General features: G+C 70.6%; 30 protein-coding genes, 1 pseudogene and 1 riboswitch. Of the genes and pseudogenes, 17 read left to right on the forward strand and 14 right to left on the reverse strand.

Features of this window, described 5'->3' with window-relative positions:
* Window positions 1-96 precede the first annotated feature (96 nt).
* Window positions 97-237 (forward strand): annotated as a pseudogene (locus ACIPK3_RS20540) (alpha/beta fold hydrolase); the annotation flags it as partial.
* A 42-nt stretch (window positions 238-279) separates the two neighbouring features.
* On the opposite strand, the gene ACIPK3_RS20545 reads toward ACIPK3_RS20540, so the two are convergent.
* A complete protein-coding gene (locus ACIPK3_RS20545; RefSeq protein ID WP_402571562.1) occupies window positions 280-465 on the reverse strand; it encodes a hypothetical protein in 186 nt (61 codons plus the stop codon).
* A gap of 164 nt (window positions 466-629) precedes the next feature.
* Between ACIPK3_RS20545 and ACIPK3_RS20550 the strand changes: the two genes are divergently transcribed.
* Both ACIPK3_RS20550 and ACIPK3_RS20555 read left to right on the forward strand, forming a co-directional pair.
* Window positions 630-1454, forward strand: a complete 825-nt coding sequence (locus ACIPK3_RS20550; protein WP_402571564.1) for a Scr1 family TA system antitoxin-like transcriptional regulator — start codon at window positions 630-632, stop codon at window positions 1452-1454.
* 13 nt (window positions 1455-1467) lie between these two features.
* Window positions 1468-1677, forward strand: a complete 210-nt coding sequence (locus tag ACIPK3_RS20555; RefSeq protein ID WP_402571566.1) for a DUF397 domain-containing protein — start codon at window positions 1468-1470, stop codon at window positions 1675-1677.
* Between the two features lie 78 nt (window positions 1678-1755).
* Here the strand turns inward: ACIPK3_RS20555 and ACIPK3_RS20560 are convergent, their stop codons facing one another.
* The gene (locus ACIPK3_RS20560; protein WP_402571567.1) at window positions 1756-2277 is read right to left on the reverse strand and encodes a carboxymuconolactone decarboxylase family protein; all 522 of its coding nucleotides are present in this window, start codon (window positions 2275-2277) and stop codon (window positions 1756-1758) included.
* A 47-nt stretch (window positions 2278-2324) separates the two neighbouring features.
* On the opposite strand from ACIPK3_RS20560, the gene ACIPK3_RS20565 reads away from it, so the two are divergent.
* The 3 genes from ACIPK3_RS20565 (at window position 2325) to ACIPK3_RS20575 (ending at window position 4441) form a co-directional block, all read left to right on the forward strand.
* On the forward strand, window positions 2325-3713 hold the full coding sequence (locus ACIPK3_RS20565; protein ID WP_402571569.1) for a PLP-dependent aminotransferase family protein: 1389 nt from the start codon (window positions 2325-2327) through the stop codon (window positions 3711-3713).
* A 93-nt stretch (window positions 3714-3806) separates the two neighbouring features.
* On the forward strand, window positions 3807-4064 hold the full coding sequence (locus tag ACIPK3_RS20570) for a hypothetical protein (protein ID WP_402571571.1): 258 nt from the start codon (window positions 3807-3809) through the stop codon (window positions 4062-4064).
* Between the two features lie 8 nt (window positions 4065-4072).
* Window positions 4073-4441, forward strand: a complete 369-nt coding sequence (locus tag ACIPK3_RS20575; protein ID WP_402571858.1) for a hypothetical protein — start codon at window positions 4073-4075, stop codon at window positions 4439-4441.
* A gap of 415 nt (window positions 4442-4856) precedes the next feature.
* On the opposite strand, the gene ACIPK3_RS20580 is transcribed toward ACIPK3_RS20575, so the two are convergent.
* A complete protein-coding gene (locus ACIPK3_RS20580) occupies window positions 4857-5261 on the reverse strand; it encodes a hypothetical protein (RefSeq protein WP_402571573.1) in 405 nt (134 codons plus the stop codon).
* Window positions 5262-5361: 100 nt separating this feature from the next.
* On the reverse strand, window positions 5362-6186 hold the full coding sequence (locus ACIPK3_RS20585; RefSeq protein ID WP_402571860.1) for a DMT family transporter: 825 nt from the start codon (window positions 6184-6186) through the stop codon (window positions 5362-5364).
* 92 nt (window positions 6187-6278) lie between these two features.
* On the opposite strand from ACIPK3_RS20585, the gene ACIPK3_RS20590 reads away from it, so the two are divergent.
* The 5 genes from ACIPK3_RS20590 to ACIPK3_RS20610 all read left to right on the forward strand — a co-directional run bounded on the left by ACIPK3_RS20590 (window position 6279) and on the right by ACIPK3_RS20610 (window position 11341).
* Window positions 6279-6623 (forward strand): hypothetical protein, encoded by a 345-nt coding sequence (locus ACIPK3_RS20590; protein WP_402571575.1) that lies wholly within the window; start codon window positions 6279-6281, stop codon window positions 6621-6623.
* Window positions 6624-6637: 14 nt separating this feature from the next.
* On the forward strand, window positions 6638-7819 hold the full coding sequence (locus tag ACIPK3_RS20595) for a glutathionylspermidine synthase family protein (RefSeq protein ID WP_402571577.1): 1182 nt from the start codon (window positions 6638-6640) through the stop codon (window positions 7817-7819).
* 89 nt (window positions 7820-7908) lie between these two features.
* A riboswitch (ZMP/ZTP riboswitch) is annotated at window positions 7909-7998 on the forward strand.
* A 37-nt stretch (window positions 7999-8035) separates the two neighbouring features.
* Complete coding sequence (locus ACIPK3_RS20600) at window positions 8036-9508, forward strand: glycine hydroxymethyltransferase (protein ID WP_402571579.1); 1473 nt, start codon at window positions 8036-8038, stop codon at window positions 9506-9508.
* Between the two features lie 92 nt (window positions 9509-9600).
* Window positions 9601-10614 (forward strand): tryptophan--tRNA ligase, encoded by a 1014-nt coding sequence (gene trpS, locus ACIPK3_RS20605; protein WP_402571581.1) that lies wholly within the window; start codon window positions 9601-9603, stop codon window positions 10612-10614.
* 142 nt (window positions 10615-10756) lie between these two features.
* Entirely contained in the window at window positions 10757-11341 is a 585-nt protein-coding gene (locus ACIPK3_RS20610; RefSeq protein ID WP_402571583.1) for a 2'-5' RNA ligase family protein, read from the forward strand.
* A 49-nt stretch (window positions 11342-11390) separates the two neighbouring features.
* On the opposite strand, the gene ACIPK3_RS20615 is transcribed toward ACIPK3_RS20610, so the two are convergent.
* Window positions 11391-12146, reverse strand: a complete 756-nt coding sequence (locus ACIPK3_RS20615) for a decaprenylphospho-beta-D-erythro-pentofuranosid-2-ulose 2-reductase (protein WP_402571585.1) — start codon at window positions 12144-12146, stop codon at window positions 11391-11393.
* A 27-nt stretch (window positions 12147-12173) separates the two neighbouring features.
* A complete protein-coding gene (locus ACIPK3_RS20620; protein ID WP_402571586.1) occupies window positions 12174-13529 on the reverse strand; it encodes an FAD-binding protein in 1356 nt (451 codons plus the stop codon).
* A 133-nt stretch (window positions 13530-13662) separates the two neighbouring features.
* On the opposite strand from ACIPK3_RS20620, the gene ACIPK3_RS20625 reads away from it, so the two are divergent.
* Genes ACIPK3_RS20625 through ACIPK3_RS20640 form a run of 4 tightly spaced genes read left to right on the forward strand, consistent with a single transcriptional unit; the run spans window position 13663 to window position 16529 of the window.
* Window positions 13663-14181 (forward strand): phosphatase PAP2 family protein, encoded by a 519-nt coding sequence (locus ACIPK3_RS20625; protein ID WP_402571588.1) that lies wholly within the window; start codon window positions 13663-13665, stop codon window positions 14179-14181.
* Window positions 14174-15154 (forward strand): decaprenyl-phosphate phosphoribosyltransferase, encoded by a 981-nt coding sequence (locus ACIPK3_RS20630; RefSeq protein WP_402571590.1) that lies wholly within the window; start codon window positions 14174-14176, stop codon window positions 15152-15154. The genes ACIPK3_RS20625 and ACIPK3_RS20630 overlap by 8 nt, the downstream gene beginning before the upstream one ends.
* Entirely contained in the window at window positions 15151-15612 is a 462-nt protein-coding gene (locus ACIPK3_RS20635) for a GtrA family protein (protein ID WP_402571592.1), read from the forward strand. The genes ACIPK3_RS20630 and ACIPK3_RS20635 overlap by 4 nt, the downstream gene beginning before the upstream one ends.
* The gene (locus tag ACIPK3_RS20640) at window positions 15600-16529 is read left to right on the forward strand and encodes a YihY/virulence factor BrkB family protein (protein ID WP_402571594.1); all 930 of its coding nucleotides are present in this window, start codon (window positions 15600-15602) and stop codon (window positions 16527-16529) included. The genes ACIPK3_RS20635 and ACIPK3_RS20640 overlap by 13 nt, the downstream gene beginning before the upstream one ends.
* Here ACIPK3_RS20640 and ACIPK3_RS20645 read toward each other — a convergent pair.
* On the reverse strand, window positions 16456-17739 hold the full coding sequence (locus ACIPK3_RS20645) for a D-alanyl-D-alanine carboxypeptidase family protein (protein ID WP_402571596.1): 1284 nt from the start codon (window positions 17737-17739) through the stop codon (window positions 16456-16458). The genes ACIPK3_RS20640 and ACIPK3_RS20645 overlap by 74 nt on opposite strands.
* Window positions 17740-17839: 100 nt before the next feature.
* Here ACIPK3_RS20645 and ACIPK3_RS20650 point away from each other — a divergent pair, with 100 nt between their 5' ends.
* Both ACIPK3_RS20650 and ACIPK3_RS20655 read left to right on the forward strand, forming a co-directional pair.
* The gene (locus tag ACIPK3_RS20650) at window positions 17840-18079 is read left to right on the forward strand and encodes an SCO4848 family membrane protein (protein ID WP_402571598.1); all 240 of its coding nucleotides are present in this window, start codon (window positions 17840-17842) and stop codon (window positions 18077-18079) included.
* A gap of 435 nt (window positions 18080-18514) precedes the next feature.
* Window positions 18515-19867 (forward strand): ABC transporter substrate-binding protein, encoded by a 1353-nt coding sequence (locus tag ACIPK3_RS20655; RefSeq protein WP_402571862.1) that lies wholly within the window; start codon window positions 18515-18517, stop codon window positions 19865-19867.
* A gap of 10 nt (window positions 19868-19877) precedes the next feature.
* On the opposite strand, the gene ACIPK3_RS20660 is transcribed toward ACIPK3_RS20655, so the two are convergent.
* From ACIPK3_RS20660 to ACIPK3_RS20690, 7 genes are all read right to left on the reverse strand, one after another.
* Window positions 19878-20618 (reverse strand): TetR family transcriptional regulator, encoded by a 741-nt coding sequence (locus ACIPK3_RS20660; RefSeq protein WP_402571600.1) that lies wholly within the window; start codon window positions 20616-20618, stop codon window positions 19878-19880.
* A gap of 10 nt (window positions 20619-20628) precedes the next feature.
* The gene (locus ACIPK3_RS20665; protein WP_402571864.1) at window positions 20629-21129 is read right to left on the reverse strand and encodes a thiol-disulfide oxidoreductase DCC family protein; all 501 of its coding nucleotides are present in this window, start codon (window positions 21127-21129) and stop codon (window positions 20629-20631) included.
* Window positions 21130-21134: 5 nt separating this feature from the next.
* Window positions 21135-21542, reverse strand: a complete 408-nt coding sequence (locus ACIPK3_RS20670; RefSeq protein WP_402571602.1) for a hypothetical protein — start codon at window positions 21540-21542, stop codon at window positions 21135-21137.
* A gap of 83 nt (window positions 21543-21625) precedes the next feature.
* A complete protein-coding gene (locus tag ACIPK3_RS20675) occupies window positions 21626-22036 on the reverse strand; it encodes a VOC family protein (protein WP_402571604.1) in 411 nt (136 codons plus the stop codon).
* Window positions 22037-22147: 111 nt separating this feature from the next.
* Window positions 22148-22909, reverse strand: a complete 762-nt coding sequence (locus ACIPK3_RS20680) for a succinate dehydrogenase iron-sulfur subunit (RefSeq protein ID WP_402571606.1) — start codon at window positions 22907-22909, stop codon at window positions 22148-22150.
* Window positions 22909-24663: a succinate dehydrogenase flavoprotein subunit gene (sdhA, locus tag ACIPK3_RS20685; protein WP_402571608.1), complete on the reverse strand. Its 1755-nt coding sequence runs from the start codon at window positions 24661-24663 to the stop codon at window positions 22909-22911. Before sdhA ends, ACIPK3_RS20680 begins: the two co-directional genes overlap by 1 nt.
* Before the next feature lie 19 nt (window positions 24664-24682).
* Window positions 24683-25165: a succinate dehydrogenase hydrophobic membrane anchor subunit gene (locus tag ACIPK3_RS20690; RefSeq protein WP_402571610.1), complete on the reverse strand. Its 483-nt coding sequence runs from the start codon at window positions 25163-25165 to the stop codon at window positions 24683-24685.
* Between the last annotated feature and the right edge of the window lie 3 nt (window positions 25166-25168).

Below are 25168 nucleotides of genomic sequence, written 5' to 3' on the forward strand. Positions count from 1 at the left end.
GGGGGACACGGTGAAGAAGTGAGTGGTGGGCCGCTCGCCGGTGCGGAAGGGTTGGCCGACCTGAGCTTGATCGACAGAGGGAACAGAGGGAGAAGGATGGAACCGACGTTCGTACTGGTCCACGGAGCGTTCGCGAACTCCTTCACTTACGCACCGCTCCAGGCCGAACTCGGGCTCCTGGGCCACCGTTCGGTGGCCGTCGATCTCCCGGGCAACGGCTTCGCGGCCGACTGCCCGGAGTGAAGCAGTCCGTGCCCCGTTACCGGCCGAACTTCCGGTTCACAGCAGCTCGCCCCGGCTACGCGCGTTCGCGCGGGCGGTCTCGGCGTGCAGGCGCTGTTCGGGGGTGGCCGGCCGTACGTCCTCGGGGGCGACGGACCATTCGACGCCGCCGGTGATGGGGCGCAGGAACCAGAAGCCGAAGGCCATGCCCCGGAACTCGCCGAGCCGGTCATGTCTGTCCACGAGGAGCGTTCCGACGGTGGGTAGGTCCGGGGGCTCCTGCACTTCCGGACAGCTGTTCGCATTTGTCACTCGCCGCTCCTCTCCGTAGCCATTCCGCTACCAAGCAGCTTCAGCGTGACCTACGCTCAAATTCCCTTCAACTAGCCGGATTCGAAGGACGAGCCGTGGTGAACCGCAAAGAGCTGACCCCGGAGTCCAGCCCGCAAGCGGCATACGGAGCGCATCTGCGCAGACTGCGTGAGGGGCGGGGGTGGACCCAGGAAGACGTGGCGCTGCGCATGGAGTATTCCAGTCAGCACATTTCCGCTGTCGAAACTGGCCGCAAACCGCCGACCCTCCCGTTCTCGCGCAAGGCCGATCAGATCTTCGGCATTGCCGAAACCTCGGAGTCCCTGGAACGGCAGTGGCGCGAGCTCCGCCACGGCGTGCTGTTGGAGGGGTTTCCGGAGTACGTGGGGTATGAGGGGCGGGCGGTCGAGATCCGGCTGTTCCAGATCGGGATCGTCCCGGGGCTGTTGCAGACGCCTGAGTACGCACGGGCTTTGGCCAACAGCGCTGTGCAGCGGGGTGCCATCACGCCCGAACACGCCGATGAGCGCCTCGCCTTCCTCGCGGAGCGCCAGAGCGCGTTGGAACGCGCCCGCCCGCCCATGGTGTTCGTGGTGCTGGACGAGAGCTGCATCCGCCGACCGGTCGGCGGTTCCGAGGTTATGGCCGCCCAACTCGAGGAACTCGTGAGGTTCGCCGCCCGCCCGAACACCATGCTCCAAGTGGCACCCTTCGACATAGCCGAACGTCGCCCCTTTGACTTGCCTGTCAACTTGCTGACGATGTCTGACCGGTCCGTGATGTGTTATGCCGAAGCCCAAACTCAAGGACACCTTGATCGCGAAACCGCTTCTGTAGTGCCCGTCTTGACGGCCTATCATCAGCTGCAGGCCGAGGCGCTGTCGCATACCGCGTCCGTGGCCATGATCAGCCAGTTATGAAAGGGCACCTTCCGTGACGACCGAAACCCCGCGTTGGTTCACGTCCTCGTACAGCAACAACGGCGGCGACTGCGTCGAGGTCGCCGTGAACCTCGTCGCCACGCGCGGAATGGTCCCCCTCCGCGACTCCAAGCACCGGACCGGCCCGGTGCTGGCCTTCCCGGCCGCCTCCTTCGCCTCCTTCGTGGCGAGCGTCAAGGCCGGAGGCTTCGGCACCGTCTGACACCGCGCACGACCGAGCCCCGCCACTGCACGTCTCCGAGTGGCGGGGCTTTTTTGAGCGGTGGGGGTGCGTCCGGCGTCAGCCGTGCTGCCCCGGCTGGTAGTGCCCCGGAGCCATCCTGGTGGTCACGCCGAAGCGGTTCCATGCGTTGATCATCATGATCGCGGCGATCAGATGGGACAGCTCGGCCTCGTCGAAGTGCTTGGCGGCGTGGTCGTAGACCTCGTCGGGGACGAACCCGTCGGTCAGGACGGTGACCGCCTCGGTCAGCTCGATCGCGGCGAGTTCCCGCTCCGTGTAGAAGTGCCGGGACTCCTCCCAAGCGCTGAGCTGCATGATCCGCTCGACGCTCTCGCCGCCCGCCAGGGCGTCCTTGGTGTGCATGTCGAGACAGAACGCGCAGCGGTTGAGCTGCGATGCACGGATCTTCACCAGCTCGTACAGCTTGGGGTCGTCCAGTCCGCGCCGGACGGCGGTCTCCAGGTGGATCATGGCCTTGTAGACGCCCGGGGCGTGCTCGGCCCAGTGCAGACGGGGAGGGACCTCCGGGGCGTACTGGACATCGGTCGGGTCGTTCGTCTCGTTCGGTTCGTTGCTCATGTCCTCGACTCTACGGAGCAGGCAGCCCAGGAGTATGGTCCATTTACATGGCGAAATCCTGGGCCACTTTCGGCGTCGACCTGCACCTCGAACCCACCGGCGCGGGCGGGCTCCGCCGGGGGCTGACCGACGCGCTGCGGGACGCGGTCCGTACCGGACGCCTCGCCCCCGGCACCCGCCTGCCCTCCTCCCGCACCCTCGCCGCCGACCTCGGCATCGCCCGCAACACGGTGGCCGAGGCCTACGGGGACCTGGTCGCCGAGGGCTGGCTCACCGCCCGGCAGGGCTCGGGCACCCTGGTCGCCGAGCGCCCGGTCGTACCGCCCACCGGCACGGCCCCCCGCCGCCGCGAGCCCGGCCGCCCCACCCACAACCTGGTCCCCGGTACCCCCGACCTCGCCTCCTTCCCCCGTGCGGAGTGGCTCAGGGCGGCCCGCCGCGCGGTCACCGGCGCCCCCTCCGACGCCTTCGGCTACGGCGACCCGCGCGGCCGCCCCGAACTGCGCGCCGCCCTCGCCGGATACCTCTCCCGTGCCCGGGGCGTACGCACCCACCCCGACGGCGTCCTGGTGTGCGCGGGCTTCTCGCAGGGGCTGCGCATCCTGGGCCCGGTGCTCCGGGCACGCGGCGCGCGTACGGTCGCGGTGGAGTCGTACGGCCTCCCGCGCCACTGGGAACTGCTCACGGCCGCCGGACTGGGAACCCGGCCGCTGCCGTACGACGAACTCGGCACGGACACCCGGGAACTGGCGGGCGCTCAGGCCGCGCTCATCACACCCTCCCACCAGTTCCCGATGGGCACGGCCCTGCGGTCCGGCCGGCGGGCCGCCGTCGTGGAGTGGGCGCGGCGCACCGGCGGACTGGTCCTGGAGGACGACTACGACGGCGAGTTCCGCTACGACCGCCAGCCCGTGGGCGCGCTCCAGGGCCTGGACCCGGACCACGTGGTGTATCTGGGCACCGCCAGCAAGTCCCTGGCCCCCGGGTTGCGGCTGGCCTGGATGGTGCTGCCGCCCGCCCTGGTGGAGGAGTGCGCGGCGGCCAAGGGCCAGGTCGACAACTGCGGGGTGCTGGACCAGCTGACCCTGGCGGAGTTCCTGACCTCCGGGGCGTACGACCGTCATGTGCGTGCCGCCCGGCTGCGCTACCGGCGCCGCCGTGACGCCCTGGTCGCGGCGCTCGCCGCCCGCGCGCCCGAGGTCCGCGCCACCGGCATCGCGGCCGGGCTGCACGCCGTACTGCGCCTGCCGCCGGGCACCGAACAGTCGGTGATCCAGGCGGCCGCCTGGCAGGGCCTGGCCCTGCACGGCCTCTCCGCCCTCCGTCACGAAGCCGCCGTCACCGACCCCCTGGACGCCCTGGTCGTCGGCTACGGCACCCCACCCGACCACGCGTGGGCCGGAGCGCTTGAGGCACTGTGCCGCGTACTGCCCTGAGCCGACCCTGCCTTCTTCGCCGCTCTTTTCACCGAGTCACGCATGGGTGCGGGTACGTACCCGTACCCTGAAGGGGTGGAGAGGAGCACGCTGATGTCCGACGCCAACGTTCGCATCCCCGAGGAAGCCCGGGACCGGCTCGCTGCCATAGCGGCAGCCGAGGGGATGTCGCTGCGCGCTTACCTGGCCCGGCTGGCGGAAACCCTCCTCACCCCCGTTGAGCGGGCCGAACGGGCCGAGCAGGCCCGCGCCGCCCTCAAGGAGTGGACCGGCTACGCTCCGACCCCGGCGCAGGAGCGGGACCTCGACAGCGAGCTCGATCGGCGACTGGCCCGGGCGGCGGCCCCGTGAGCGACACGATGCACATCGTTCTGGACGACACCGCCATGACCGCGGCGGGGCAGGGCAACGTCCTTGCTTCCCGGTTGATCCACCGCGCCCACGTGGAGGCCGGCTGGTATCTCTACGCCCCGGCCTGCGCGCTCGTCGAAGCCGATCGTTCCCGGCCCGGTACGGCGGAGCACCTCGTCGCTCTGCCCGGCATCACCGTCCTGGACCTCGACCTGCCCGCGGTCCTGGCCGTGGCCCAGCAGAACTCCTGGGCCGCCGCACATGCTCAGCACGCCGCGCAGCCCACCCCGGACCGTCCCGACGGCGCCGTCATCGCCACCACCGCTCCCGGCCGTTGGACCGGCGAACCGGTCCGCGTTCTGGATCTCAATCCCTGAAGGCGGAGCGAGTCATCCGCCGACTCGGGTGAGGCGGGCCACGACGGCGTGGCAGGTGCCCTGCAGTTCTTCGTCGTGGGCGATGCTTCTGAAGCGACCGCTGCGTCGGGGCAGTGCGAGTTCCCTCCGAATGCGGGGGAGGGCAGGGCGGCGGTCGGCCCCACGCGGTTCAGGCAGGCCAGGGCGTGGTTCGAGGTCGCGTCGTTCGTCTCCCAGGCGGCCAGCAGCGTCTGTACGACGACGGCCTCCGCTTCGCCGCCGATGTCCCACAGGGCGGTCGCGGCGTGGACCCTTGTCCACTCGTACCCGGCAGCCAGCATCTCCCGGAGGCGCGGCAGCGCCATGGCGGCAGGCGGGCCGATCCGGCCGAGCAGGTCGGCCGCCTCGTGGTGCCGGTGGCTGTCGAGCAGGCCGTTCAGCCGCGGCACGACATTGTCCGCATCGGGTTCGAGTGCCCAGAGGGCGGTCGTAGCGGCATGCGGAGACGGCCGTCCTCCGTGTCGGCCAGAGGCCGTACCACCTCCAGGGCGGAGGCGGCCGCGGTCCCGAAGGAGGCGAGCGCCTCCAGAGCGGAAGCCGCGGTATGCCACTGCTCGTGCCGGACGGCGGTGGCGACGGTCTCGACGATCACGGGTACGGCGGCCGGGTCGCCCAGTCGGCCCAGGGTGGACACCAGGGTGCCGACGCTCGACTCGGGCCACTGTTTCGAGAGGTCGGCGTCGGCGAGGCGCCGGGACAGCCTCGGCACCAGTTCGCCGGCCGCCGGGCGCAGACAATCGGCGACCTGCAAGGCGCGCCAGGCGTCGGCGTCGCTGTCCAAAGCTGTCAGCAGGCCCGGCAGAGCCCGCAGGTCACCGAGGCGTGCCAGCGCCAGTACGGCTTCCTGGTGGGCACGACGGCACCGACACCGACAGAGGCGTCTACGCCGTCTCCTCCGGTGCCTCCCCGAACCGGGCCAGTGTCAGGGCTCCCGCCACGGCCACCGCGAATCCCAGTACCGCCAGCCAGGCGAGTCCCTCGCGGGTGTGGTCGCCGAGCCACACCACTCCGACCGCCGCCGGGCCGACCGTTTCGCCGATGACCATCCCGGCGGTGGCCGTCGTCACCGAGCCCTGTTGCAGGGCTGTCGTCAGCAGGAGGAACGCGGCGCCCCCGCCGAGCAGGAGAGCGTACGTCGCCGGGTTGGTGAGCAGTGCGGACGGGTGGAGGGAGTCGATCAGCCGTACCGACACCTCGACCACGCCGAAGCCGAACCCGGCGCCCAGGCCGAGCAGCAGCGCCCGCCGGCGGCCGGACAGCTTCCCGCCGACCAGGCCGAGCAGCAGCACCACCACGGCCGTCCCGAGCATCGCGTACCTCAGCGTCGTCGAGCCGGTCCGGTCGCCCTCAGGGCCGGCGGCGAGGCCCAACATGGCGAGCCCGGCGCACACCACCCCGACCGCGCCCCACTCCAGGCCGGTCAGCCGGACCCGCAGCAGCCGCGCCGCCACCACCGCCGTCACCGCGAGGCTGGACGCGAGCGCCGCGCCGACCGCGTAGATCGGGATCGAGCGCAGCGCCGCGACCTGGAACACGAAGCCCAGCCCGTCCAGTGCCAGCCCGGCCAGATAGCGCCACTGCCGCAACGCCCGCAGCAGCAGCGCGGCCTCCCCGCCCGGACCGGTTCCGAGCGCCTGCCGGGCGGCCACCGCCTGCAGCACCGTCGCCGTACCGAAGCAGATCGCCGCGCCGAGCGCGCAAACCATTCCGAAGAGCACGAAGTGACTCTAGGTGAGGGCGGGAGCCAGGGGCTCGCTAACCTGTTTGCCTGCGCACACGATCAACGGGGGAATGGAACATGACAGACACACGCAAACGACTCCGCTCCGGGACGGTCGTCCTCGGTGGGATGGGCCTCCTCGCCGCCACCCTCACCGCCTGCTCGTCCGACTCCCCGGACAAGCGCTGCGTCGACCGCGACAGTTACCGGGTCACCAAGGGCTACAAGGTGGTCTCCGGCAAGAACTGCGACTCCGTCACCGCGGTCGACGGCGACTGGTACTACGGCGGCAAGAAGAAGCGCGGCTGGGTCGACGGCGGCTCCTTCACCAAGCCCGGCAAGGGCTCCGGCGGCTCCTCGTCCGGCAGCGGCGGAGTCCACCGCGGCGGCTTCGGCGGCGGCCACGGCAGCTCCGGCGGCTGAGGCGGACCGCGGACATGGAACGCCGCACGATCACCCCGCGCCCCAACTGGCAGCGGACGGTCGAGGAGCAGGGGCTGATCTACCCGCTCACCCGCCACCCCGACGGCTCCCTGCGCCCCTACTGGGACGAGAGCGCCTACTACTCCTTCACGCTCGCCGAGGTCGAGGCGCTGGAGGAGACCGTCGAGGAACTGCACCGCATGTGCCTCGCGGCGGCCGGGCACATGGTCACCGAGGGCCGCCTCGCCGACCTCGGCATCACCGACCCGCGGGTCGCCGCCGCCGTCACCGAGGCATGGCACCGCCGCGCCGAACTCCCCTCCGTCTACGGCCGCTTCGACCTCCGGTACGACGGCACCGGCCCGGCCAAGCTCCTGGAGTACAACGCCGACACCCCCACCTCCCTGGTCGAGGCCGCCTCGCCCCAGTGGTTCTGGATGGAGGAACGCTTCCCCGGCGCCGACCAGTGGAACTCCCTCCACGAACGCCTCGTCGACGCCTGGCGGAAACAGGCCGGCCTCCTCCCGCCCGGCCCCCTGTACTTCGCGCACTCCTCCGTGGACGAGCTGGGCGAGGACCTGATGACGGTCGCCTACCTCAAGGAGACCGCCGAGCAGGCCGGCCTGGCCACCGGCTGGATCTCCATGGAGGAGATCGGCTGGGACACCCTGTCCGGCCGCTTCGTGGACAACGAACTCCGCTTCATCCGCAGCATCTTCAAGCTCTATCCCTGGGAATGGCTCACCACCGACGCCTTCGCGGACCACGTCCTCGACACCCTCGACAACGGCGGCGGCACCGGCAGCACCCTGTGGATCGAGCCCGCCTGGAAGATGCTGCTCAGCAACAAGGCCCTGCTGGCGATCCTCTGGGAGCTGTACCCCGGACACCCCAACCTGCTCCCCGCCCACCTGGACGGTCCGCGCGACCTGGCCGCCACCACCGGCTACGTCGCCAAGCCCCTGCTGGGCCGGGAGGGCGCGGGCGTCACCGTCCACCCACCCGGCTCACCGCCCGCCGCACCCACCGAACCGAGCTGCTACCAGCAGCTCGCCCCGCTGCCCGTCTTCGACGGCAACCACGTCGTCCTCGGCGCCTGGGTCGTCGGGGACGAGGCCGCCGGACTCGGCATCCGGGAGTCCTCGGGCCTGATCACCGACGCGTACGCCCGCTTCCTGCCCCACGTGATCCTTTAGGGGTCCTCGGGCCGTGCGGGCGAGGGCGCGGGCCCCCGCCCGCATGGCGGACGTACGGCCCGCGCCGTACGGCCCGGCCGGTAGGCTGGCCGATGGGCCGTGACTGGCGCGCTGGGATGGGACCGACCATCGGGGAGCGGCTCGTGCGGGAAACAGTGCCGTGCGCCTGGGCCAACCGAGTACGCCGTACGCCATACGCCACGTCCGGAGGTCCCGATGCCCGAGAATCCCACCACCCCCGCAGGCTCCGCGCCCGTCTCCGCCGAGTCCACCGCCGCCCGCGCCGCCCTCGACGTGATCCGAGCCGTCGAGCCCCGCGTGGCCGACGCGATCGGCCAGGAACTGCACGACCAGCGCGAGATGCTCAAGCTGATCGCCTCCGAGAACTACGCCTCCCCGGCCACCCTCCTGGCCATGGGCAACTGGTTCAGCGACAAGTACGCCGAGGGCACCGTCGGCCGCCGCTTCTACGCGGGCTGCCGCAACGTCGACACCGTCGAGTCGCTCGCCGCCGAGCACGCCCGTGAGCTGTTCGGCGCGCGTCACGCCTACGTCCAGCCGCACTCCGGTATCGACGCCAACCTCGTCGCCTTCTGGGCCGTACTCGCCCAGCGCGTGGAGGTGCCCGCCCTGGAGAAGGCCGGCGCCCGCCAGGTCAACGACCTCTCCGACGCCGACTGGGCCGAGCTGCGCCGGGCCTTCGGCAACCAGCGGATGCTCGGCATGTCCCTGGACGCGGGCGGCCACCTCACCCACGGCTTCCGGCCCAACATCAGCGGCAAGATGTTCGACCAGCGCTCCTACGGCACCGACCCGGCCACCGGCCTGATCGACTACGACGCCCTGCGCGCCTCGGCCCGGGACTTCAAGCCGCTGATCATCGTGGCCGGCTACTCCGCCTACCCGCGTCTGGTGAACTTCCGGATCATGCGCGAGATCGCCGACGAGACCGGCGCGACCCTCATGGTCGACATGGCGCACTTCGCGGGCCTGGTCGCGGGCAAGGTCCTCACCGGCGACTTCGACCCGGTCCCGCACGCCCAGATCGTGACGACGACCACCCACAAGTCGCTGCGCGGCCCGCGCGGCGGCATGGTCCTGTGCGACGACTCCCTCAAGGACCAGGTCGACCGCGGCTGCCCGATGGTGCTGGGCGGCCCGCTCCCGCACGTGATGGCGGCGAAGGCGGTCGCCCTCGCCGAGGCCCGCCGGCCCGCCTTCCGCGACTACGCCCAGCGGATCGTCGACAACTCCCGCGCCCTCGCCGAAGGCCTGACGCGGCGCGGAGCCACCCTGGTCACCGGCGGCACCGACAACCACCTCAACCTGATCGACGTGGCCACCTCCTACGGCCTCACCGGTCGGCAGGCGGAAGCGGCCCTGCTGGAGTCGGGCATCGTCACCAACCGCAACGCCATCCCCGCCGACCCGAACGGCGCCTGGTACACCTCCGGCATCCGTATCGGCACCCCGGCGCTCACCACCCGTGGCCTGGGCACGGCCGAGATGGACGAGGTGGCGGCCCTGATCGACCGCGTCCTGACCACCACGGAGTCGGGCACCACGAAGTCCGGCGCCCCCTCCAAGGCCGCCCACGTGCTGGACCCGAAGATCGCGGACGAGATCTCCCGGAGGGCCACCGACCTGGTGGCGGGCTTCCCCCTCTACCCGGAGATCGACCTGGGCTGACCCGGGGCCCGATGGCGGCGGGGGAGCGGGTCCCGCACCCCCGCCCGGCCACCCGTTCCAGGCGGAGCCCGCCCTCTGAGAGAATGGTGGGTATGGCCTCTGATCGTCCCCGTGTGCTCTCCGGAATCCAGCCCACCGCAGGCTCGTTCCACCTCGGCAACTACCTGGGCGCCGTCCGCCAGTGGGTGGCGCTCCAGGAGTCCCACGACGCGTTCTACATGGTTGTGGACCTGCACGCGATCACGATCCCGCAGGACCCGGCGGAGCTGCGGGCCAACACCCGGCTCGCCGCCGCCCAGCTGCTCGCGGCGGGCCTCGACCCGGACCGTTGCACGCTCTTCGTCCAGAGCCATGTGCCCGAGCACGCCCAGCTCGGCTGGGTCATGAACTGCCTCACCGGCTTCGGCGAGGCGTCCCGCATGACCCAGTTCAAGGACAAGGCCGCCAAGCAGGGCGTGGACCGCGCCTCCGTCGGCCTGTTCACGTACCCGGTCCTCCAGGTCGCCGACATCCTGCTGTACCAGGCGCACGAGGTCCCGGTCGGCGAGGACCAGCGCCAGCACATCGAGCTGACCCGCGACCTGGCCGAGCGTTTCAACGGCAGGTTCGGCCAGACGTTCACCGTGCCGAAGCCGTACATCCTCAAGGAGACGGCGAAGATCTTCGACCTCCAGGACCCGGCGATCAAGATGAGCAAGTCGGCGTCCACGCCGAAGGGCCTCATCAACCTGCTCGACGAGCCGAAGACCACCGCGAAGAAGGTCAAAAGCGCGGTCACCGACACGGACACCGTGATCCGCTTCGACGCGCAGAACAAGCCCGGCGTCAGCAATCTCCTCACGATCTACTCGACGCTCACCGGCACCGGTATCCCGGAACTGGAGCAGAAGTACGACGGCAAGGGCTACGGTGCGCTGAAGACCGACCTCGCCGAGGTCATGACCGAGTTCGTGACGCCGTTCCGGGACCGTACCCAGCAGTATCTGGACGACCCGGAGACGCTCGACTCGATCCTGGCCAAGGGGGCGGAGAAGGCCCGGTCCGTCGCCGCGGAGACCCTCTCCCAGGCGTACGACCGGGTGGGCTTCCTGCCCGCCAAGCACTGAGGCGTACGACCGCTCACGACCGTCGTGGGCAGAGCGCTGCACATCACTACCGCTGCGCCTGCCCACAAGACAGCCGTGGCCTTACAGTCGATAGCCGGACGGCTGAGTACGAATCCGACAGACACGACGACAGGGAGACGACGTGGGGACCGTAACGATCGGGGTGTCGATCACGGTCCCGGAGCCTCACGGCAGCCTGCTCCAGGAGCGGCGCGCGGGCTTCGGTGACCCCGCCGCGCACGGCATCCCCACGCACGTCACCCTGCTGCCGCCGACGGAGCTGGACGCGGCGGACCTGCCGGCCGTCGAGGCGTATCTGACCGGGGTCGCCGCGGCCGGCCGCCCCTTCCCGATGCGGCTGTCCGGCACCGGCACCTTCCGGCCCCTGTCACCGGTGGTGTTCGTTCAGGTCGTCCAGGGAGCCGAGGACTGCAACCGGCTCCAGACCCGGGTCCGTGACACCTCCGGCCCCCTCGCGCGCGACCTCCAGTTCCCCTACCACCCGCACGTCACGGTGGCACACGGCATCGACGACGCCGCGATGGACCGGGCCTTCGAGGAGCTCGCCGAGTACCGCGCCGAGTGGCCGTGCACCGGCTTCGCCCTCTACGAGCAGGGTCCCGACGGCGTGTGGCGCAAACTCCGCGACTTCGTCTTCGGTCGCTCGGCGGTACCGCCCCAGGCGGGCCAGTCCGACATGGAGCGCGGGACGATCGCCAGCCGGTGACCCGCCCGGCGCGACGGCCCTGAGCTCTGTCCCGGGCCCTGGATACGCCCTAGACGGGCAGCCGCCGGAACACCGCCCGCGGAGCGTGCCGCAGGGCCGACATCACCACGCGGAGCGTGCCCGGTACCCACACCGTCTCCGTGCGGCGGCGCAGCCCCAGCTCGATGGCCGTGGCGACATCCTCGGGCGTGGTGGACATCGGGGCCTCGGTGAGATGCGCCGTCATCCTGGAGCGGACGAAGCCGGGGCGTACGACCATGACGTGCACGCCGGTGCCGTACAGCGCGTCGCCGAGGCCCTGGGCGAAGGCGTCCAGGCCCGCCTTGCTGGAGCCGTAGATGAAGTTCGAGCGGCGGGCGCGTTCACCGGCGACGGAGGAGAGCACCACCAGGGAGCCGTGCCCCTGGGTCTGGAGGGCCCGCGCGGCGACCAGGCCCGACGACACCGCGCCGGTGTAGTTGGTCTGGGCGACGCGCACCGCGTGCGCCGGTTCGCGTTCGTCGCGCGCCTGGTCGCCGAGGATCCCGAAGGCGAGCAGCACCATGTCGATGTCGCCCTCGGCGAAGACCTTGCCGAGCACCGTCTCGTGGGACTCGGGGTCGAGCGCGTCGAAGGCGACGGTGCGGACCTCCGCCCCGAGGGAGCGCAGATCCCCGGCGGCCTGCTCCAGGGCGGCCGACGGGCGGCCCGCCAGCCACACGGTGCGGGTGCGGCGGGCGATCAGCCGGCGCGCGGTGGCCAGGGCGATCTCGGACGTGCCGCCGAGGACGAGCAGGGACTGGGGGATGCCGAATGCGTCCTTCACGACAGCTCCTCGAGAAGTGTCAGGGGTTCAGAGGCCGAGGCGGCGGGAGAGGTCCGAGACGAAGGTCCCGTGCGGGTCCAGTTCCGCGCGCAGGGCCCGGAACTCGTCGAGCCTCGGGTACATGGCGGCGAGCAGTTCCGGGCGCAGCCGGGAGTCCTTGGCGAGGTAGACGCGCCCGCCCGCCGCGGCGACCTCCTCGTCCAGCCCGTCCAGGAAGGCGCCGAGGCCGGGCAGGGCGGCGGGGATGTCCACGGCGAGCGTCCAGCCGGCCATCGGGAAGGAGAGCCAGCCGGGGTCGGCCTCGCCGAAGCGTTTGAGCACGGCGAGGAAGGAGGGGCAGCGCTGTGCGGCGATCCGGTGCACGATCCGGCGCAGGGTGTCCTCCTGGCCGTGTCCGACGACGAACTGGTACTGGACGAAGCCCGCGCGGCCGTAGATCCGATTCCAGTGCGGCACGCCGTCCAGGGGGTGGAAGAAGGCGGAGATGCCGCACAGCTCGCCGGAGCGCGAGCGCGGTGCCTTGCGGTACCAGAGCTCGTTGAACAGCCCCACCGCGGTGCGGCTGAGCAGCCCGTCGGGGATGAGGGCGGGGGCGGCCGGGAGCTGCCGGGGGTTGAAGGCCAGCGGACGGGTACGAGCACGGGTGCCGCGGCGCAGTGCCTCCAGGGGCGCGTGGTCGCCGCGGGTCAGCACCGCGCGGCCGGTCGCCGCGCCGCGCGCGAGCAGGTCGATCCAGGCGACCGAGTAGCGGTAGCGGTGGTCGGTGGCGGTCAGACGGGCCATCAGGTCGTCGAGGTCGGTGGCGCGTTCGGTGTCGACCGACATGTACGAGGTCTGCACCGGCAGCAGCCGCAGCGTGGCCGTGAGGATCACCCCGGTCAGGCCCATGCCGCCGGCCGTCGCGTCGAACAGCGGGGTGCCGCGGCCCACCGCGTGGATCTCGCCGTCCGCGGTGAGGAGTTCCAGGGACAGCACATGGCGGGAGAAGGAGCCGGAGACATGGTGGTTCTTGCCGTGGATGTCGGCGCCGATGGCCCCGCCGACGGTCACCTGCCGGGTGCCCGGGGTCACCGGCACGAACCAGCCGAGCGGCAGCAGTACTTCCATCAGCCGGTGCAGGGAGACGCCCGCGCCGCACAGCACGGTGCCGCCGTCGGCGTCGATGGCGTGGATGCCGTCGAGCCCGGTCATGTCGATGACGGAGCCGCCGGCGTTCTGCGCCGCGTCCCCGTACGCCCGCCCCAGCCCCCGGGCGATGCCGCCCCGGCCGCCGCGGGCGCGGACCGCGGCCACGGCCTCCTCGTAGGTCCGGGGGCGGATGAGGTGGGCGGCGGTGGGGGCGGTGCGGCCCCAGCCGGTGAGGGACACCGTGTCTCCAGGCATGCCGGTGACCGTATCGTCCCTGTATGAGGGATTAATCCAGTAACATCCGGCTGCTACCCAAAACGGGTGATTAATGGGATGTCGCATAATAGTGTCTTAGTTTTTCCGGTGTGGACGTGAACAGTGAGTCCACATGGACGACTTCGACGACCTGGACCACAGAATCCTTTCTGCACTCCGTGCCCACGGCACCGATCCACGCGTCGCGTCCGCCGTGCGCGGCCTGTCCCTCGTCGGCGAACACGGCGCCCTGTGGCTCGGCGCGGGCCTCGCCGGAGCCGCCGTGGACGGCGCCCGGCGCGGCTCCTGGCTACGTGGCACAGCACTCGTCGCGGGCGCGCATCTGGCGGGCATGGCTGTGAAGCGGCTGGTACGCCGGCCCCGCCCGACCCATGTGGAGCCCCTGGTGCGCACGGCGGGCCGGCACTCCTTCCCTAGCGCCCACGCCACTTCCTCGGCGGCCGCCGCCGTCGCCTTCGGCGCCCTGGGCGCCCACGCGGCCGTACCGCTCGCCGCCGCCGTATGCCTCTCCCGGCTGGTGGCAGGCGTCCACTACCCGTCGGACGTCGTCGCGGGCGCGGCACTGGGAGCGCTCACGGCCCGGCTCGGCGCACGCTGGATGCACGACCTGAGCCGAGGCGCCCATGACTGAGACAGCGCCCCTCGCGAACAGCCGCCCCGCCGGTGAGGCGGTCCTCCGGGCCCCGCGCACACCCCCGGGACCGCCCCCGCCGCTGCGCACCGGCACGCTGCTGGGCGGGCTGCTGAGAACCACCCGCCCCCGGCAGTGGATGAAGAACACCCTCGTGATCGCGGCCCCGGCCGCGGCGGGGCAGTTGTTCTCCCGGCACGCCCTCTCCCAGGTCGCGCTCGTCTTCGTCCTGTTCACCGCCTGCGCCGCCGCCGTGTACCTGATCAACGACGCCCGCGACGCCCCGGCCGACCGCGCCCACCCCGTGAAGTGCCGCCGCCCGGTCGCCGCCGGACAGGTCCCGGTGCCCGTCGCCTACGCCACCGGAGGCGTCCTCGCGGTGCTGGCCCCGGTCGCCGCCGCCGTACTCACCTCCCCGGCCGTCGCGGCCCTCCTGACGGCCTACATCGGCCTGCAACTCGCCTACTGCGTCAGCCTCAAGCACGTCCTCGTCGTCGACCTCGCCGTCGTCACCACCGGCTTCCTGATGCGGGCGATGATCGGCGGGCTCGCGCTCGGCATCCCGCTGTCCCGCTGGTTCCTGATCACCACCGGGTTCGGCGCGCTGTTCATGGTGTCGGCCAAGCGCTACTCCGAAGCCCTCCAGATGGCCGGAAAGGCGGGTGCCACCCGCGCGTTGCTCACCGAGTACACCACCGGCTACCTGCGGTTCGTCTGGCAGCTCGCGGCCGGTGTCGCCGTACTCGGCTACTGCATGTGGGCCCTGGAGGCGGGCGGCGTGCCGCACACGAGCGTGCTGCCCTGGCGGCAGCTGTCCATGGTCGCCTTCATCCTCGCGGTCCTCAGATACGCCGTCTTCGCCGACCGGGGCACCGCGGGCGAACCCGAGGACGTGGTGCTGCGCGACCGGGCCCTGGCCCTGATCGGCCTGGCCTGGATCGCCATGTACGGGCTCGCGGTGGCCAACTGGTGACCCCGGTCCGCCCCCGGACGGCCCGGGCCCCGGCCGCGGCCCGGCACGCGGAACTGCTGGGCTTCGCGGCCGTCGGCCTGCTCGCCTACGCCGTCGACCTGACCCTCTTCACCTGGCTGCGCGGCACGGCCGGGACCGGTCCGCTCACCGCCAAGACGCTCTCCTTCGTCGCGGGCTGCACGGTCGCCTACACCGGCAACGCGCTCGGCACCTACCGGCACACCCAGCCCAAGGGCCTGCGCCCGTACGCCGTCTTCGTCGCCGTGAACCTCGCGGGCGCCCTCGTCCAGTTGCTGTGCCTCGCCGTCAGCCACTACGGCCTCGGACTCACCTCGCAGCGCGCCGACACCGTCTCCGGCGCCGGAATCGGCATGGCGCTGGCCACGGTCCTGCGCTTCTGGGGTACCCGCACATGGGTGTTCCGTGCGGAGGGCAGGGTTGGATCATGGACTGGCTGAAGAGACTTCCCGGTATCGGGCCGATCGTCACGCGCCTGATGACCACGCACGCCTGGCGGTCCTACGAGCGGCTGGACCGGGTGAAGTGGACGAGACTGGCCGCCGCGATGACGTTCATCAGCTTCGTCTCGCTGTTCCCGCTGCTGACCGTGGCCGCCGCGGTCGGCGCCGCCACGCTCAGCGAGTCCCAGCAGAAGAACCTCCAGAACAAGATCGCCGACCAGGTCCCCGGCATCTCCGAGCAACTGGACATCAACTCGCTGGTCCAGAACGCCGGGGCGATCGGGCTGATCGCGGGCGCGATCCTGCTGTTCACCGGAATCGGCTGGGTCGGCCAGATGCGCGACTGCCTGCGCGCGGTGTGGGAGCGGCCGGACAGCGAGGAGAACCCGCTGCTGCGCAAGGCCAAGGACGCGGGCGTGCTGGTCGGCTTCGGCGGCGCGGTGATCGCCACCCTGGCCATCTCCATCGGCGCCTCCGCGCTGGTGGGCCGGCTCGCCGACCAGCTCGGACTCGACCGGGCGAGCTGGGGCAGCGTCCTGCTCCAGATCGCCGCGTTCGCCGTGGCGGTGCTCGCCGACTTCCTGCTGCTGCTCTACGTCCTCACCCTGCTGCCCGGCGTCGAGCCGCAGCGCCGCCGCCTGATCGTCGCCGCGCTGACCGGCGCGATCGGCTTCGAACTGCTCAAACTGCTGCTCAGCGGCTATATGCAGGGCGTGGCCACGAAGAGCATGTACGGCGCGTTCGGCGTCCCCGTGGCCCTGCTGCTGTGGATCAACTTCACCTCGAAGCTGGTCCTGTTCTGCGCCTCCTGGACGGCGACGCAGAGCAAGGAGATCGAGCTCAGTGACGAGAGGGACGAGACGGACGAGAAGACCGGCGGCGCACCAGATCCGGAAGCGGCCACCGGCGGTTGACCAGGAAGGCGCCGACCGCGAGCAGCGCCAGCACTCCGGCGGAGATCCCCAGGGCGACGCCCATGCCGCCCGAACCGCCCGAGGAGCTCGCCACCGGCTTCGGTGACGACCCGTCGGTCCCCTTCCCGGCGGGCTTGGCGGCGCCCGGACCGCCGGCTCCCGCCACGCTCCTCGGCGCCACCAGCTGCCCCACCGGAGTCACCTTCCCGGCGGCCTGGAAGCCCCAGTCGAGAAGCTTGGCGGTCTCCTTGTAGACCTCGTTGTGCCCGGCCTTCTCCGGCTTCATGACGGTGACCAGCAGCACCTTGCCGCCGCGCTCGGCGACACCGGTGAAGGTCGCTCCCGCGTTGGTGGTGTTGCCGTTCTTCACCCCGGCGATGCCCGGGTAGACAGGCGTGTCGTAGTCGCCGCTGAGCAGCCGGTTGGTGTTCTGGATCTTGTTGGAGCCGCGGACGGACTTGCCCTTCTCCTTCCTGGTCTCGCCCGGGAACCTGGCCCGCACGGTCGAGCAGTACTCGCGGAAGTCCTTCTTCTGGAGCCCGGAACGCGCGAACAGCGACAGGTCGTACGCCGACGACACCTGCCCCGGCTCGTCGTAGCCGTCCGGGCTCACCACGTGCGTGTCCAGCGCCTGGAGCTCGTCGGCGTGCGCCTGCATGTCCTTGACGGTCTGCGGGACACCGCCGTTCATCGCCGACAGCACATGGACGGCGTCGTTGCCGGAGCGCAGGAAGACACCGATCCACAGGTCGTGGACGGTGTAGGTCTCGTTCTCCTTCACCCCGACCAGGCTGGATCCCGCGCCCATGCCGGCCAGGTCCGACGTCACCACCTTGTGTGTCGTCGTGCTCGGGAACCTCGGCAGGACCGTGTCCGCGAACAGCATCTTCAGGGTGCTCGCCGGGGGCAGCCGCCAGTGCGCGTTGTGCGCGGCGAGCACCTCGCCGGACTCGGCGTCGGAGACGATCCAGGAGCGCGCCGAGAGGCCCTTGGGCAGCACGGGGACCCCGGCGGCCAGATTGACCTGGGTGCCAGACAGGGCGAGGCGGGCGCCGCCGACCGGCGACATGTGCGCCGGGGGAGTGGCCGAGGAGTTCACCGTCGGGTGGTGCGGGGACGCGAGGGCGACCGGCGCGGTGAGCGACAGGGACAGCAGGGCGGCGGAGGTGACCAGGGCGGATCGCTTGACGGTCTTCTTCGGGGCGAGCACGGACGAGAACGTACCCGGAGCACGCCGCGAAGTCGCATCCGCCCCGGCCGTCCGTCCACCCCGGACACGGCCCCGGGCCGCCGACGGCGATACTGGGGGCATGAAGCTCAGCCGCCCGGTCTCCTGGTTCCTGCTCGCCTTCGGAGTGTGGAGCTGGGGCATTTGGATCACTTTCATCAAGAATCTGGTCAAGGACGGCAGCGGACTCGCCTTCGACGACGGCCGCCCGACGGCCTACTTCTGGGTGCACCTGCTGCTGGCACTGGTCTCCCTGGTGTTGGGGACGGTGATCGGCGTCATCGGGTTGCGCGCGGTGCGCGCACTGCGCCGAACGTCATAGGGGTCCCGGACGGCAGCGAACCGTCCCGCGCGACGCCTGACTGCACGTCAACTGTGTGTCAGCTGTGTGACCTTCGTGTCCCGCTCGTGCCCCGCCCGTGAAGAAGCCGACCCCGATTTCTCTTCCCCCACCCGAAACACGTGTGATTGAGTGATCCGCGCCACTAGGGGAGTGGCACTTTGCGCCAGGCCTTGGGTAGAGGTCGGCGGAGGTCCCGGGGAGGGCGCCACCATGCGGTCAGTTCGCATGCGGATTCTTGCAACGCTTCTTGTGCTGGCGGCTGTGGGAGTGGGCGGCTGGCAGTTGCTGCCGTCGCAGGAGAACAAGGACAGGATCATCACGGTCGGCACGACGGACGACGTCTCCTCGCTCGATCCCGCCGGCGCCTACGACGCCGGTTCCTGGGCCCTGTACAGCAATGTGTTCCAGTCACTGATGACCCTGGATCCGGGCGCCGTCGCCCCGGTCCCGGACGCGGCGAAGAGCTGCGGATTCGTCGGGGGCGGGCTGAAGACCTACAAGTGCGTGATGCGCTCCGGACTCACCTTCCCGAGCGGGCGGGCGGTCACCGCGCAGGACGTGAAGTACTCCTTCGACCGCGTCATGAAGATCAAGTCTCCTGCCGGCCCGTCATCCGTGCTGTCCACGCTCGGCTCGGTCAGCGCCCAGGGCGACACCGTGACCTTCCACCTCTCGTCGCCGGACGCCACGTTCCCGCTCAAGGTGGCCACCGGCGCGGGCTCGATCGTCGACCGCACCAAGTACCCGGCGAAGTCGCTGCGCACCGGCAACGCGGTGGACGGCAGCGGTCCCTACACGCTCACCGCCTACGTCCGGAAGGAGCGGGCGGACCTCAGGCCCAACCCGCACTACAAGGGCGCCGTCGCGAGCGCGGGCAAGCCCGTCCGGCTCCGCTACTTCGCCGACGGCAACAAGCTGAACGACGCCTGGCAGGAACGGCAGGTCGACGTCGCCACCAGGACGATGCCCGCCTCGGTCGTGTCCCGCCTCTCGGCCAGTGACCCCGGCCAGCGCTTCTCGGAGTCCGACAGCGCCGAGATCCGCAACCTCTACTTCAACACCCGCGCCGGCTCGCCGCTGCACGACCGGGCCGTCCGCCGGGCCGTCGCCTGGCTGGTCGACCGGGAGAAACTGGTCGCCAAGGTGTACGACGGCACGGTGGCCCCGCTGTACTCGCTGATCCCGACCGGCATCACCGGCCACACCACGTCGTACTTCGACAAGTACCCGAAGCGCAGTACCGAGAAGGCGAAGGAACTGCTCACCGAGGCCGGTGTGAAACTCCCGGTCCGTTTCACCCTCGGCTACGGCGAGGGGCGCGGCGAGGGTGCCGCGGAGGCCGCCGAGCTGAAGCGCCAGCTGGAGGAGAGCGGCCTGTTCAAGGTGGACGTCAAGGGGTACGGCTGGACCGAGTTCCAGAGGCTCTACGGCGAAGGCAGGCTGGACGCGTACGCGGTCGGCTGGGTCGCCGACTATCCGGACCCGGACACCTTCGGCGGCCCGCTCGTCGGCACCGACTCCGCCATGAACACCGGCTACAGCAGCAAGCGGGCCGATCGCCTGATCCTGGCCAGCCAGCAGTACGCCGCCCGCGGCAGCGCCGATCCGGACTTCCGCGCCCTCCAGGAGGTCGTCGCCTCCGACGTGCCGCTGATCCCGCTGTGGCAGGGCAAGGAGTACGTCGTCAGCACCGAGGACGTCGGCGGCAGTCAGTACCTCTCGGACGGCACCGGCGTGTGGCGGCTGTGGCGCCTGAACTGGATCTGACGCGGCGCGGTCACTTGCCGCGCCCCCGGCTCCCCGGGTCCGGCAGCGCGCTGGTCATTCCGGGCAGGAAGTCCGTGAACAGTTCGTGCACCTCGAGGACCAGCGGGCGCAGTACCCGGAACCGGGCCAGTGAGACTCCGCGTGCGGTGAGCCGGGCGCCGCGTGCGGCCAGCCGGTAGCTGCGTTCACGGCCCTCAGTGCGGTCGAAGATCCAGTACAGCACGAGCCCCATCTGGGACAGCCACAGCAGCTCGGGCAGCACGTCCCGCAGCTCCTCCGGCACCTTGGTCTTCGCACCGCGCAGCACCTCCCGGTGGACGCTGATCGCCTCCTGGCGGGCGTGCTCGCTCTCCGGGGAGAAGGGGCTGAGCGGGCTGTCCGGGTCGGCGGCGTTCTTGAAGAACTGCACCGCGAACTCGTGGTAGGGCTTCGCGATGTCCAGCCAGACCCGCAGCACGCCCGCGATCCGCGCCTCCAGGTCGGTCTCCCGGGCCAGCACCTCCCGGACCGCCGCCCGGTGCTCGGTGGCGATCCGGTCGTAGAAGCCCTGGATCAGGTGCTCCTTGCCCTCGAAGTAGTAGTACGCGTTGCCGACGGAGACCCCGGCCTCCTTGGCGATGGCCCGCATCGTCGTCTTGTCGTACCCCCGCTCCTGGAACAGCCGCATCGCGGTCTCCAGGATCAGCGCGCGGGTCTGCTCGGACTTGCTCTGGGTGGCGGCCTCTGCGGAGCCGTCGTTCGTCGCGGACACGGGAAAGAGCCTAACGACTGGCGCAGGCACCGCCGTCGCACCCCGGAGGGTCGTAGGTCCAGCCGCGGGCCGGGTCGTACCTCCAGCCGTCCTCGCGCCGGTATCCGGTTCCGCCCCACTGGGCGCCGCGCCACTGGCTGCCGCGCCACGCGGCCGCGCCCAGTACCGCGCCCCTGGCGAGGCGGAGGCCGGCCGGGGTGCTGAGCCGGTGGGCGAGCGGGCGGTACTGGCGCAGGGCCCACAGGACGACTATCCAGGCGGCGGCCTCCCGGTAGACCTGCCCCGAGTCGCCGACGACGGTCACCTCCGAGAGGGTCCCACCGTGGTCGAGGCCGGGGAACCGGCGCCGGGCCTCGGCCGAGCCCGCCGGTACCAGCTCCAGCGGCACCAACTGCCGCTGCCTCACGAGCCAGTCGCGCACATGGGCGCACAGGGAGCACTCGGCGTCGTAGAGCACGGTGAGCCCGTGGACCGGGACGCGCAGGGCGCCCCGGTCCCGGTCCGCGGTCATCGCGCTCACGCCCCGGCGCCCGGGGTGGCCCAGCCCTGCGGGGCGACGGGCGGCAGCTGTTCGCGCTCCATCGCTCCGCGCCGCCGGATCCGGTTCAGCACGTACACGTTGCCCAGGTGCATCACGCCGAGCACCAGCAGCACCACACCGAGCTTGGCCGACAGGTTCTCGAAGATGCCCCGGGTGTCGTCGATGTTCCCGCTGTTGCTCAGGAAGAGCGCGACGAAACCGAGGTTCACCAGGTAGAAGCCGACCACCAGAAGACGGTTGACGGCGTCGGCGAGCGGTTCGTTCCCCCGCAGGACGTCGGCGAGGAACACCCGCCCGTTGTGGCTGAGCGTACGGGCCACCCAGACGGTCAGGCCGATGCTGATGACCAAGTAGATGACGTAGGCGATGACGGTGCGGTCCATGCCCCACCCCTTCCCCGAACTTTCTGAACGCGTTCAAAACGCTGACGGAGCCGACTCTAGACCTCCTTTTGAACATGTTCAACTCACTTGCGGCGGGCGAGCTCCGGCCGCTTGCTGTAGTCGGTGAACCCGATGACGTTGCCCCAGGGATCGGCGATCTCCACGGTCCACCCGGTGGCCACCGGGAACGGCTCACCGAGCAGCGCGATCCCGGCTCCCGCGATCCTGCTCGCGGCCACCCGCGCGTCCGCCACCTCCAGCCAGACCCGCGCGGAGGGCCATGCGGGCGGCCGGGGTCCGAGCCCCTCCTCGGCCCGCAGCAGCAGCCCGGGCGTCTCGCCCCCGACCTTCAGCAGCGCGATCCCGGCCTCGTCGAACCGGAAGGCGACGGCGAACCCCGTCTGCTCGTAGAAGCCCACGGCCTCGCCGAGGTCCCCGACCGGCAGCAGCACATTGTCGAACCCGAGCAGCTCGTACGACACGTCATCTGACATGACGTCACACTAGGGCCCACAGGGGGAGGAAACCGCCAAAAACGCCCGAGGGCCGTGTTTCCAGAGTGTCGGAAACACGGCCCTCGGGCCTGGATCGAAGCGATCCGGCGTTCAGAAGCGGCGCGTGATCAGCGCCTTCTTCACCTCGGCGATCGCCTTGGTGACCTCGATACCGCGCGGGCAGGCGTCCGTGCAGTTGAAGGTCGTGCGGCAACGCCACACGCCGTCGCGGTCGTTCAGGATCTCCAGGCGCTGCTCGCCCGCCTCGTCACGGCTGTCGAAGATGAAGCGGTGCGCGTTCACGATCGCGGCCGGCCCGAAGTACTGGCCGTCGTTCCAGAACACCGGGCACGAGGACGTGCAGGCGGCGCAGAGGATGCACTTCGTCGTGTCGTCGAAGCGCTCGCGGTCCTCGGCCGTCTGGAGACGCTCGCGCGTCGGCTCGTTCGTGTCCTTCGTGATCAGGAAGGGCATCACGTCCCGGTAGGCCTGGAAGAACGGCTCCATGTCGACCACGAGGTCCTTGAGGACCGTGAGGCCCTTGATGGGCTCCACCGTGATCGGCTTCTCGGGGTTGATGTCCTTGATCAGCGTCTTGCAGGCCAGACGGTTCTTGCCGTTGATCCGCATCGCGTCCGAGCCGCAGATGCCGTGGGCGCAGGAACGGCGGAAGGTCAGCGTGCCGTCCAGATCCCACTTGATCTTGTGGAGGCCGTCGAGGACGCGCTCCTTCGGGTCGATCTCCAGCTGGAAGTCTTCCCAGACCGCCTCCGCCGAGATCTCCGGGTTGAACCGGCGGATCCGGAAGGTGACCGTGATGTAGGGAGAGGCCGCGGCCTCCGCCTCCACCTTGTCCAGAACAGGGGTTGCCATCAGTACTTACGCTCCATCGGCTGGTAGCGGGTCTGGACGACCGGCTTGTAGTCGAGACGGATGGATTCCGTCCCGTCGTCGCCCACCTCGCGGTACGCCATGGTGTGGCGCATGAAGTTGACGTCGTCGCGGTTCGGATAGTCCTCGCGGTAGTGACCGCCGCGGGACTCCTTGCGGGCGAGCGCGGAGACCGCCATGACCTCGGCCAGGTCGAGCAGGTTGCCCAGCTCGATGGCCTCCAGCAGGTCGGTGTTGAACCGCTTGCCCTTGTCCTGGATCGCGACGTTCCGGTAACGCTCGCGCAGCTCGGCGATCTTCTCGACCGCGGTCTTGATCGTCTGCTCGGTGCGGAACACCATGACGTTCGCGTCCATGGTCTCCTGCAGCTCGCGGCGCAGCGTCGCCACGCGCTCGGTGCCCGTGGAGGCGCGGAGCCGCTCGATCTGGCCGACGACCAGCTCGGCCGGGTTCTCCGGCAGTTCGACGTAGTCCGCCTTCTGGCTGTACTCCGCCGCCGCGATACCGGCCCGGCGGCCGAACACGTTGATGTCCAGCAGCGAGTTGGTGCCGAGGCGGTTGGCGCCGTGCACCGACACACAGGCGACCTCGCCGGCCGCGTACAGGCCCGGCACGACCGTGGTGTTGTCCGACAGGACCTCACCCTCGACGTTCGTCGGGATGCCGCCCATGGCGTAGTGCGCGGTCGGCTGGATCGGGATCGGGTCCGTGTACGGCTCGATGCCCAGGTAGGTGCGCGCGAACTCGGTGATGTCGGGCAGCTTGGCGTCCAGCTGCTCCGGCGGGAGGTGGGTGAGGTCCAGGTAGACGTGGTCGCCCTCGGGACCGCAGCCGCGGCCCTCACGGATCTCCGTGTAGATGGAGCGGGACACGACGTCACGGGACGCGAGGTCCTTCATGACAGGCGCGTACTTCTCCATGAAGCGCTCGCCGTCCTTGTTGCGGAGGATGCCGCCCTCACCGCGGGCGCCCTCCGTCAGCAGGATGCCCATGCGCCAGATGCCGGTCGGGTGGAACTGGAAGAACTCCATGTCCTCCAGCGGCAGCCCGCGGCGGTAGACGGCCGCCTGGCCGTCACCCGTCAGGGTGTGCGCGTTGGACGTCACCTTGAAGAACTTGCCGGTGCCGCCGGAGGCGTAGATCACGGCCTTCGCCTGGAAGACGTGGATCTCGCCGGTGGCCAGCTCGTACGCCACCACACCGGCCGACTTCTTGACGCCGTCGACCTCGGTGATCAGCTGGTCCAGGACGTAGAACTCGTTGAAGAACTCCACGCCCTCCTTGACGCAGTTCTGGTACAGCGTCTGGAGGATCATGTGACCGGTGCGGTCGGCCGCGTAGCAGGAGCGGCGGACCGGGGCCTCGCCGTGGTTGCGGCTGTGGCCGCCGAAGCGGCGCTGGTCGATGGTGCCGTTCGGGGTCCGGTTGAACGGCAGGCCCATCTTCTCCAGGTCGAGGACGGCGTCGATGGCCTCCTTCGCCAGGATCTCGGCGGCGTCCTGGTCGACCAGGTAGTCACCGCCCTTGACCGTGTCGAAGGTGTGCCACTCCCAGTTGTCCTCCTCCACGTTGGCCAGCGCGGCGGCCATGCCGCCCTGCGCGGCGCCCGTGTGGGAGCGGGTGGGGTAGAGCTTGGTCAGCACGGCGGTGCGGCTGCGCTTCGTGGACTCGATGGCCGCGCGCATGCCCGCGCCACCGGCGCCGACGATGACGGTGTCGTACTTGTGGATCTTCATGATTCTCGCAGCCCCGTGCCTAGCGGATGTTCGGGTCGAAGGTGAAGATCACCAGCGTGCCCAGCAGGATGGTGAACACCGTGGCGGTGTACAGCAGGCCCTTCAGCCACAGTCGGCTGGTCGGGCGCTCCGCGTAGTCGTTGATGACCGTGCGCAGGCCGTTGGCGCCGTGCAGCATCGCGAGCCAGAGCATCAGGAGGTCCCAGACCTGCCAGAACGGGGACGCCCAGCGGCCGGCCACGAAGGCGAAGCCGATCTTGGAGACGCCGCCGTCGAGGACGAGCTGGATGAGCAGGTGGCCGATGACCAGGACGACCAGCACGACGCCGGACAGGCGCATGAAGAGCCAGGCCGCCATCTCGAAGTTGCCCCGGGTCGAGCGGGGGGTCTTCTTGGTCCGCCTGCGCGGGGCCTCGATGAGCGGGGCCGGGTGATCGACGCTGTAGAGGCTCTCGCCCTCGACGGGGCCGATCCCGGACGCGGAGGTTTCAGTGGTGGACATGGG

It is taken from the genome of Streptomyces sp. NPDC086787 (assembly GCF_044745865.1).
Lineage (GTDB): Bacteria > Actinomycetota > Actinomycetes > Streptomycetales > Streptomycetaceae > Streptomyces.

Coding starts and splice junctions, on each gene's coding strand:
- ACIPK3_RS20630 (WP_402571590.1), top strand. CDS start 14,174: ATGACTGAGACAGCGCCCCTCGCGAACAGCCGCCCCGCCGGTGAGGCG.
- sdhA (WP_402571608.1), bottom strand. CDS start 24,663: ATGAAGATCCACAAGTACGACACCGTCATCGTCGGCGCCGGTGGCGCG.
- ACIPK3_RS20575 (WP_402571858.1), top strand. CDS start 4,073: ATGCACATCGTTCTGGACGACACCGCCATGACCGCGGCGGGGCAGGGC.
- ACIPK3_RS20655 (WP_402571862.1), top strand. CDS start 18,515: ATGACCCTGGATCCGGGCGCCGTCGCCCCGGTCCCGGACGCGGCGAAG.
- ACIPK3_RS20570 (WP_402571571.1), top strand. CDS start 3,807: ATGTCCGACGCCAACGTTCGCATCCCCGAGGAAGCCCGGGACCGGCTC.
- ACIPK3_RS20670 (WP_402571602.1), bottom strand. CDS start 21,542: ATGGACCGCACCGTCATCGCCTACGTCATCTACTTGGTCATCAGCATC.
- ACIPK3_RS20675 (WP_402571604.1), bottom strand. CDS start 22,036: ATGTCAGATGACGTGTCGTACGAGCTGCTCGGGTTCGACAATGTGCTG.
- ACIPK3_RS20680 (WP_402571606.1), bottom strand. CDS start 22,909: ATGGCAACCCCTGTTCTGGACAAGGTGGAGGCGGAGGCCGCGGCCTCT.
- ACIPK3_RS20625 (WP_402571588.1), top strand. CDS start 13,663: ATGGACGACTTCGACGACCTGGACCACAGAATCCTTTCTGCACTCCGT.
- trpS (WP_402571581.1), top strand. CDS start 9,601: ATGGCCTCTGATCGTCCCCGTGTGCTCTCCGGAATCCAGCCCACCGCA.
- ACIPK3_RS20585 (WP_402571860.1), bottom strand. CDS start 6,186: ATGGTTTGCGCGCTCGGCGCGGCGATCTGCTTCGGTACGGCGACGGTG.
- ACIPK3_RS20690 (WP_402571610.1), bottom strand. CDS start 25,165: ATGTCCACCACTGAAACCTCCGCGTCCGGGATCGGCCCCGTCGAGGGC.
- ACIPK3_RS20600 (WP_402571579.1), top strand. CDS start 8,036: ATGCCCGAGAATCCCACCACCCCCGCAGGCTCCGCGCCCGTCTCCGCC.
- ACIPK3_RS20560 (WP_402571567.1), bottom strand. CDS start 2,277: ATGAGCAACGAACCGAACGAGACGAACGACCCGACCGATGTCCAGTAC.
- ACIPK3_RS20620 (WP_402571586.1), bottom strand. CDS start 13,529: ATGCCTGGAGACACGGTGTCCCTCACCGGCTGGGGCCGCACCGCCCCC.
- ACIPK3_RS20565 (WP_402571569.1), top strand. CDS start 2,325: ATGGCGAAATCCTGGGCCACTTTCGGCGTCGACCTGCACCTCGAACCC.
- ACIPK3_RS20665 (WP_402571864.1), bottom strand. CDS start 21,129: ATGACCGCGGACCGGGACCGGGGCGCCCTGCGCGTCCCGGTCCACGGG.
- ACIPK3_RS20640 (WP_402571594.1), top strand. CDS start 15,600: ATGGACTGGCTGAAGAGACTTCCCGGTATCGGGCCGATCGTCACGCGC.
- ACIPK3_RS20590 (WP_402571575.1), top strand. CDS start 6,279: ATGACAGACACACGCAAACGACTCCGCTCCGGGACGGTCGTCCTCGGT.
- ACIPK3_RS20650 (WP_402571598.1), top strand. CDS start 17,840: ATGAAGCTCAGCCGCCCGGTCTCCTGGTTCCTGCTCGCCTTCGGAGTG.
- ACIPK3_RS20595 (WP_402571577.1), top strand. CDS start 6,638: ATGGAACGCCGCACGATCACCCCGCGCCCCAACTGGCAGCGGACGGTC.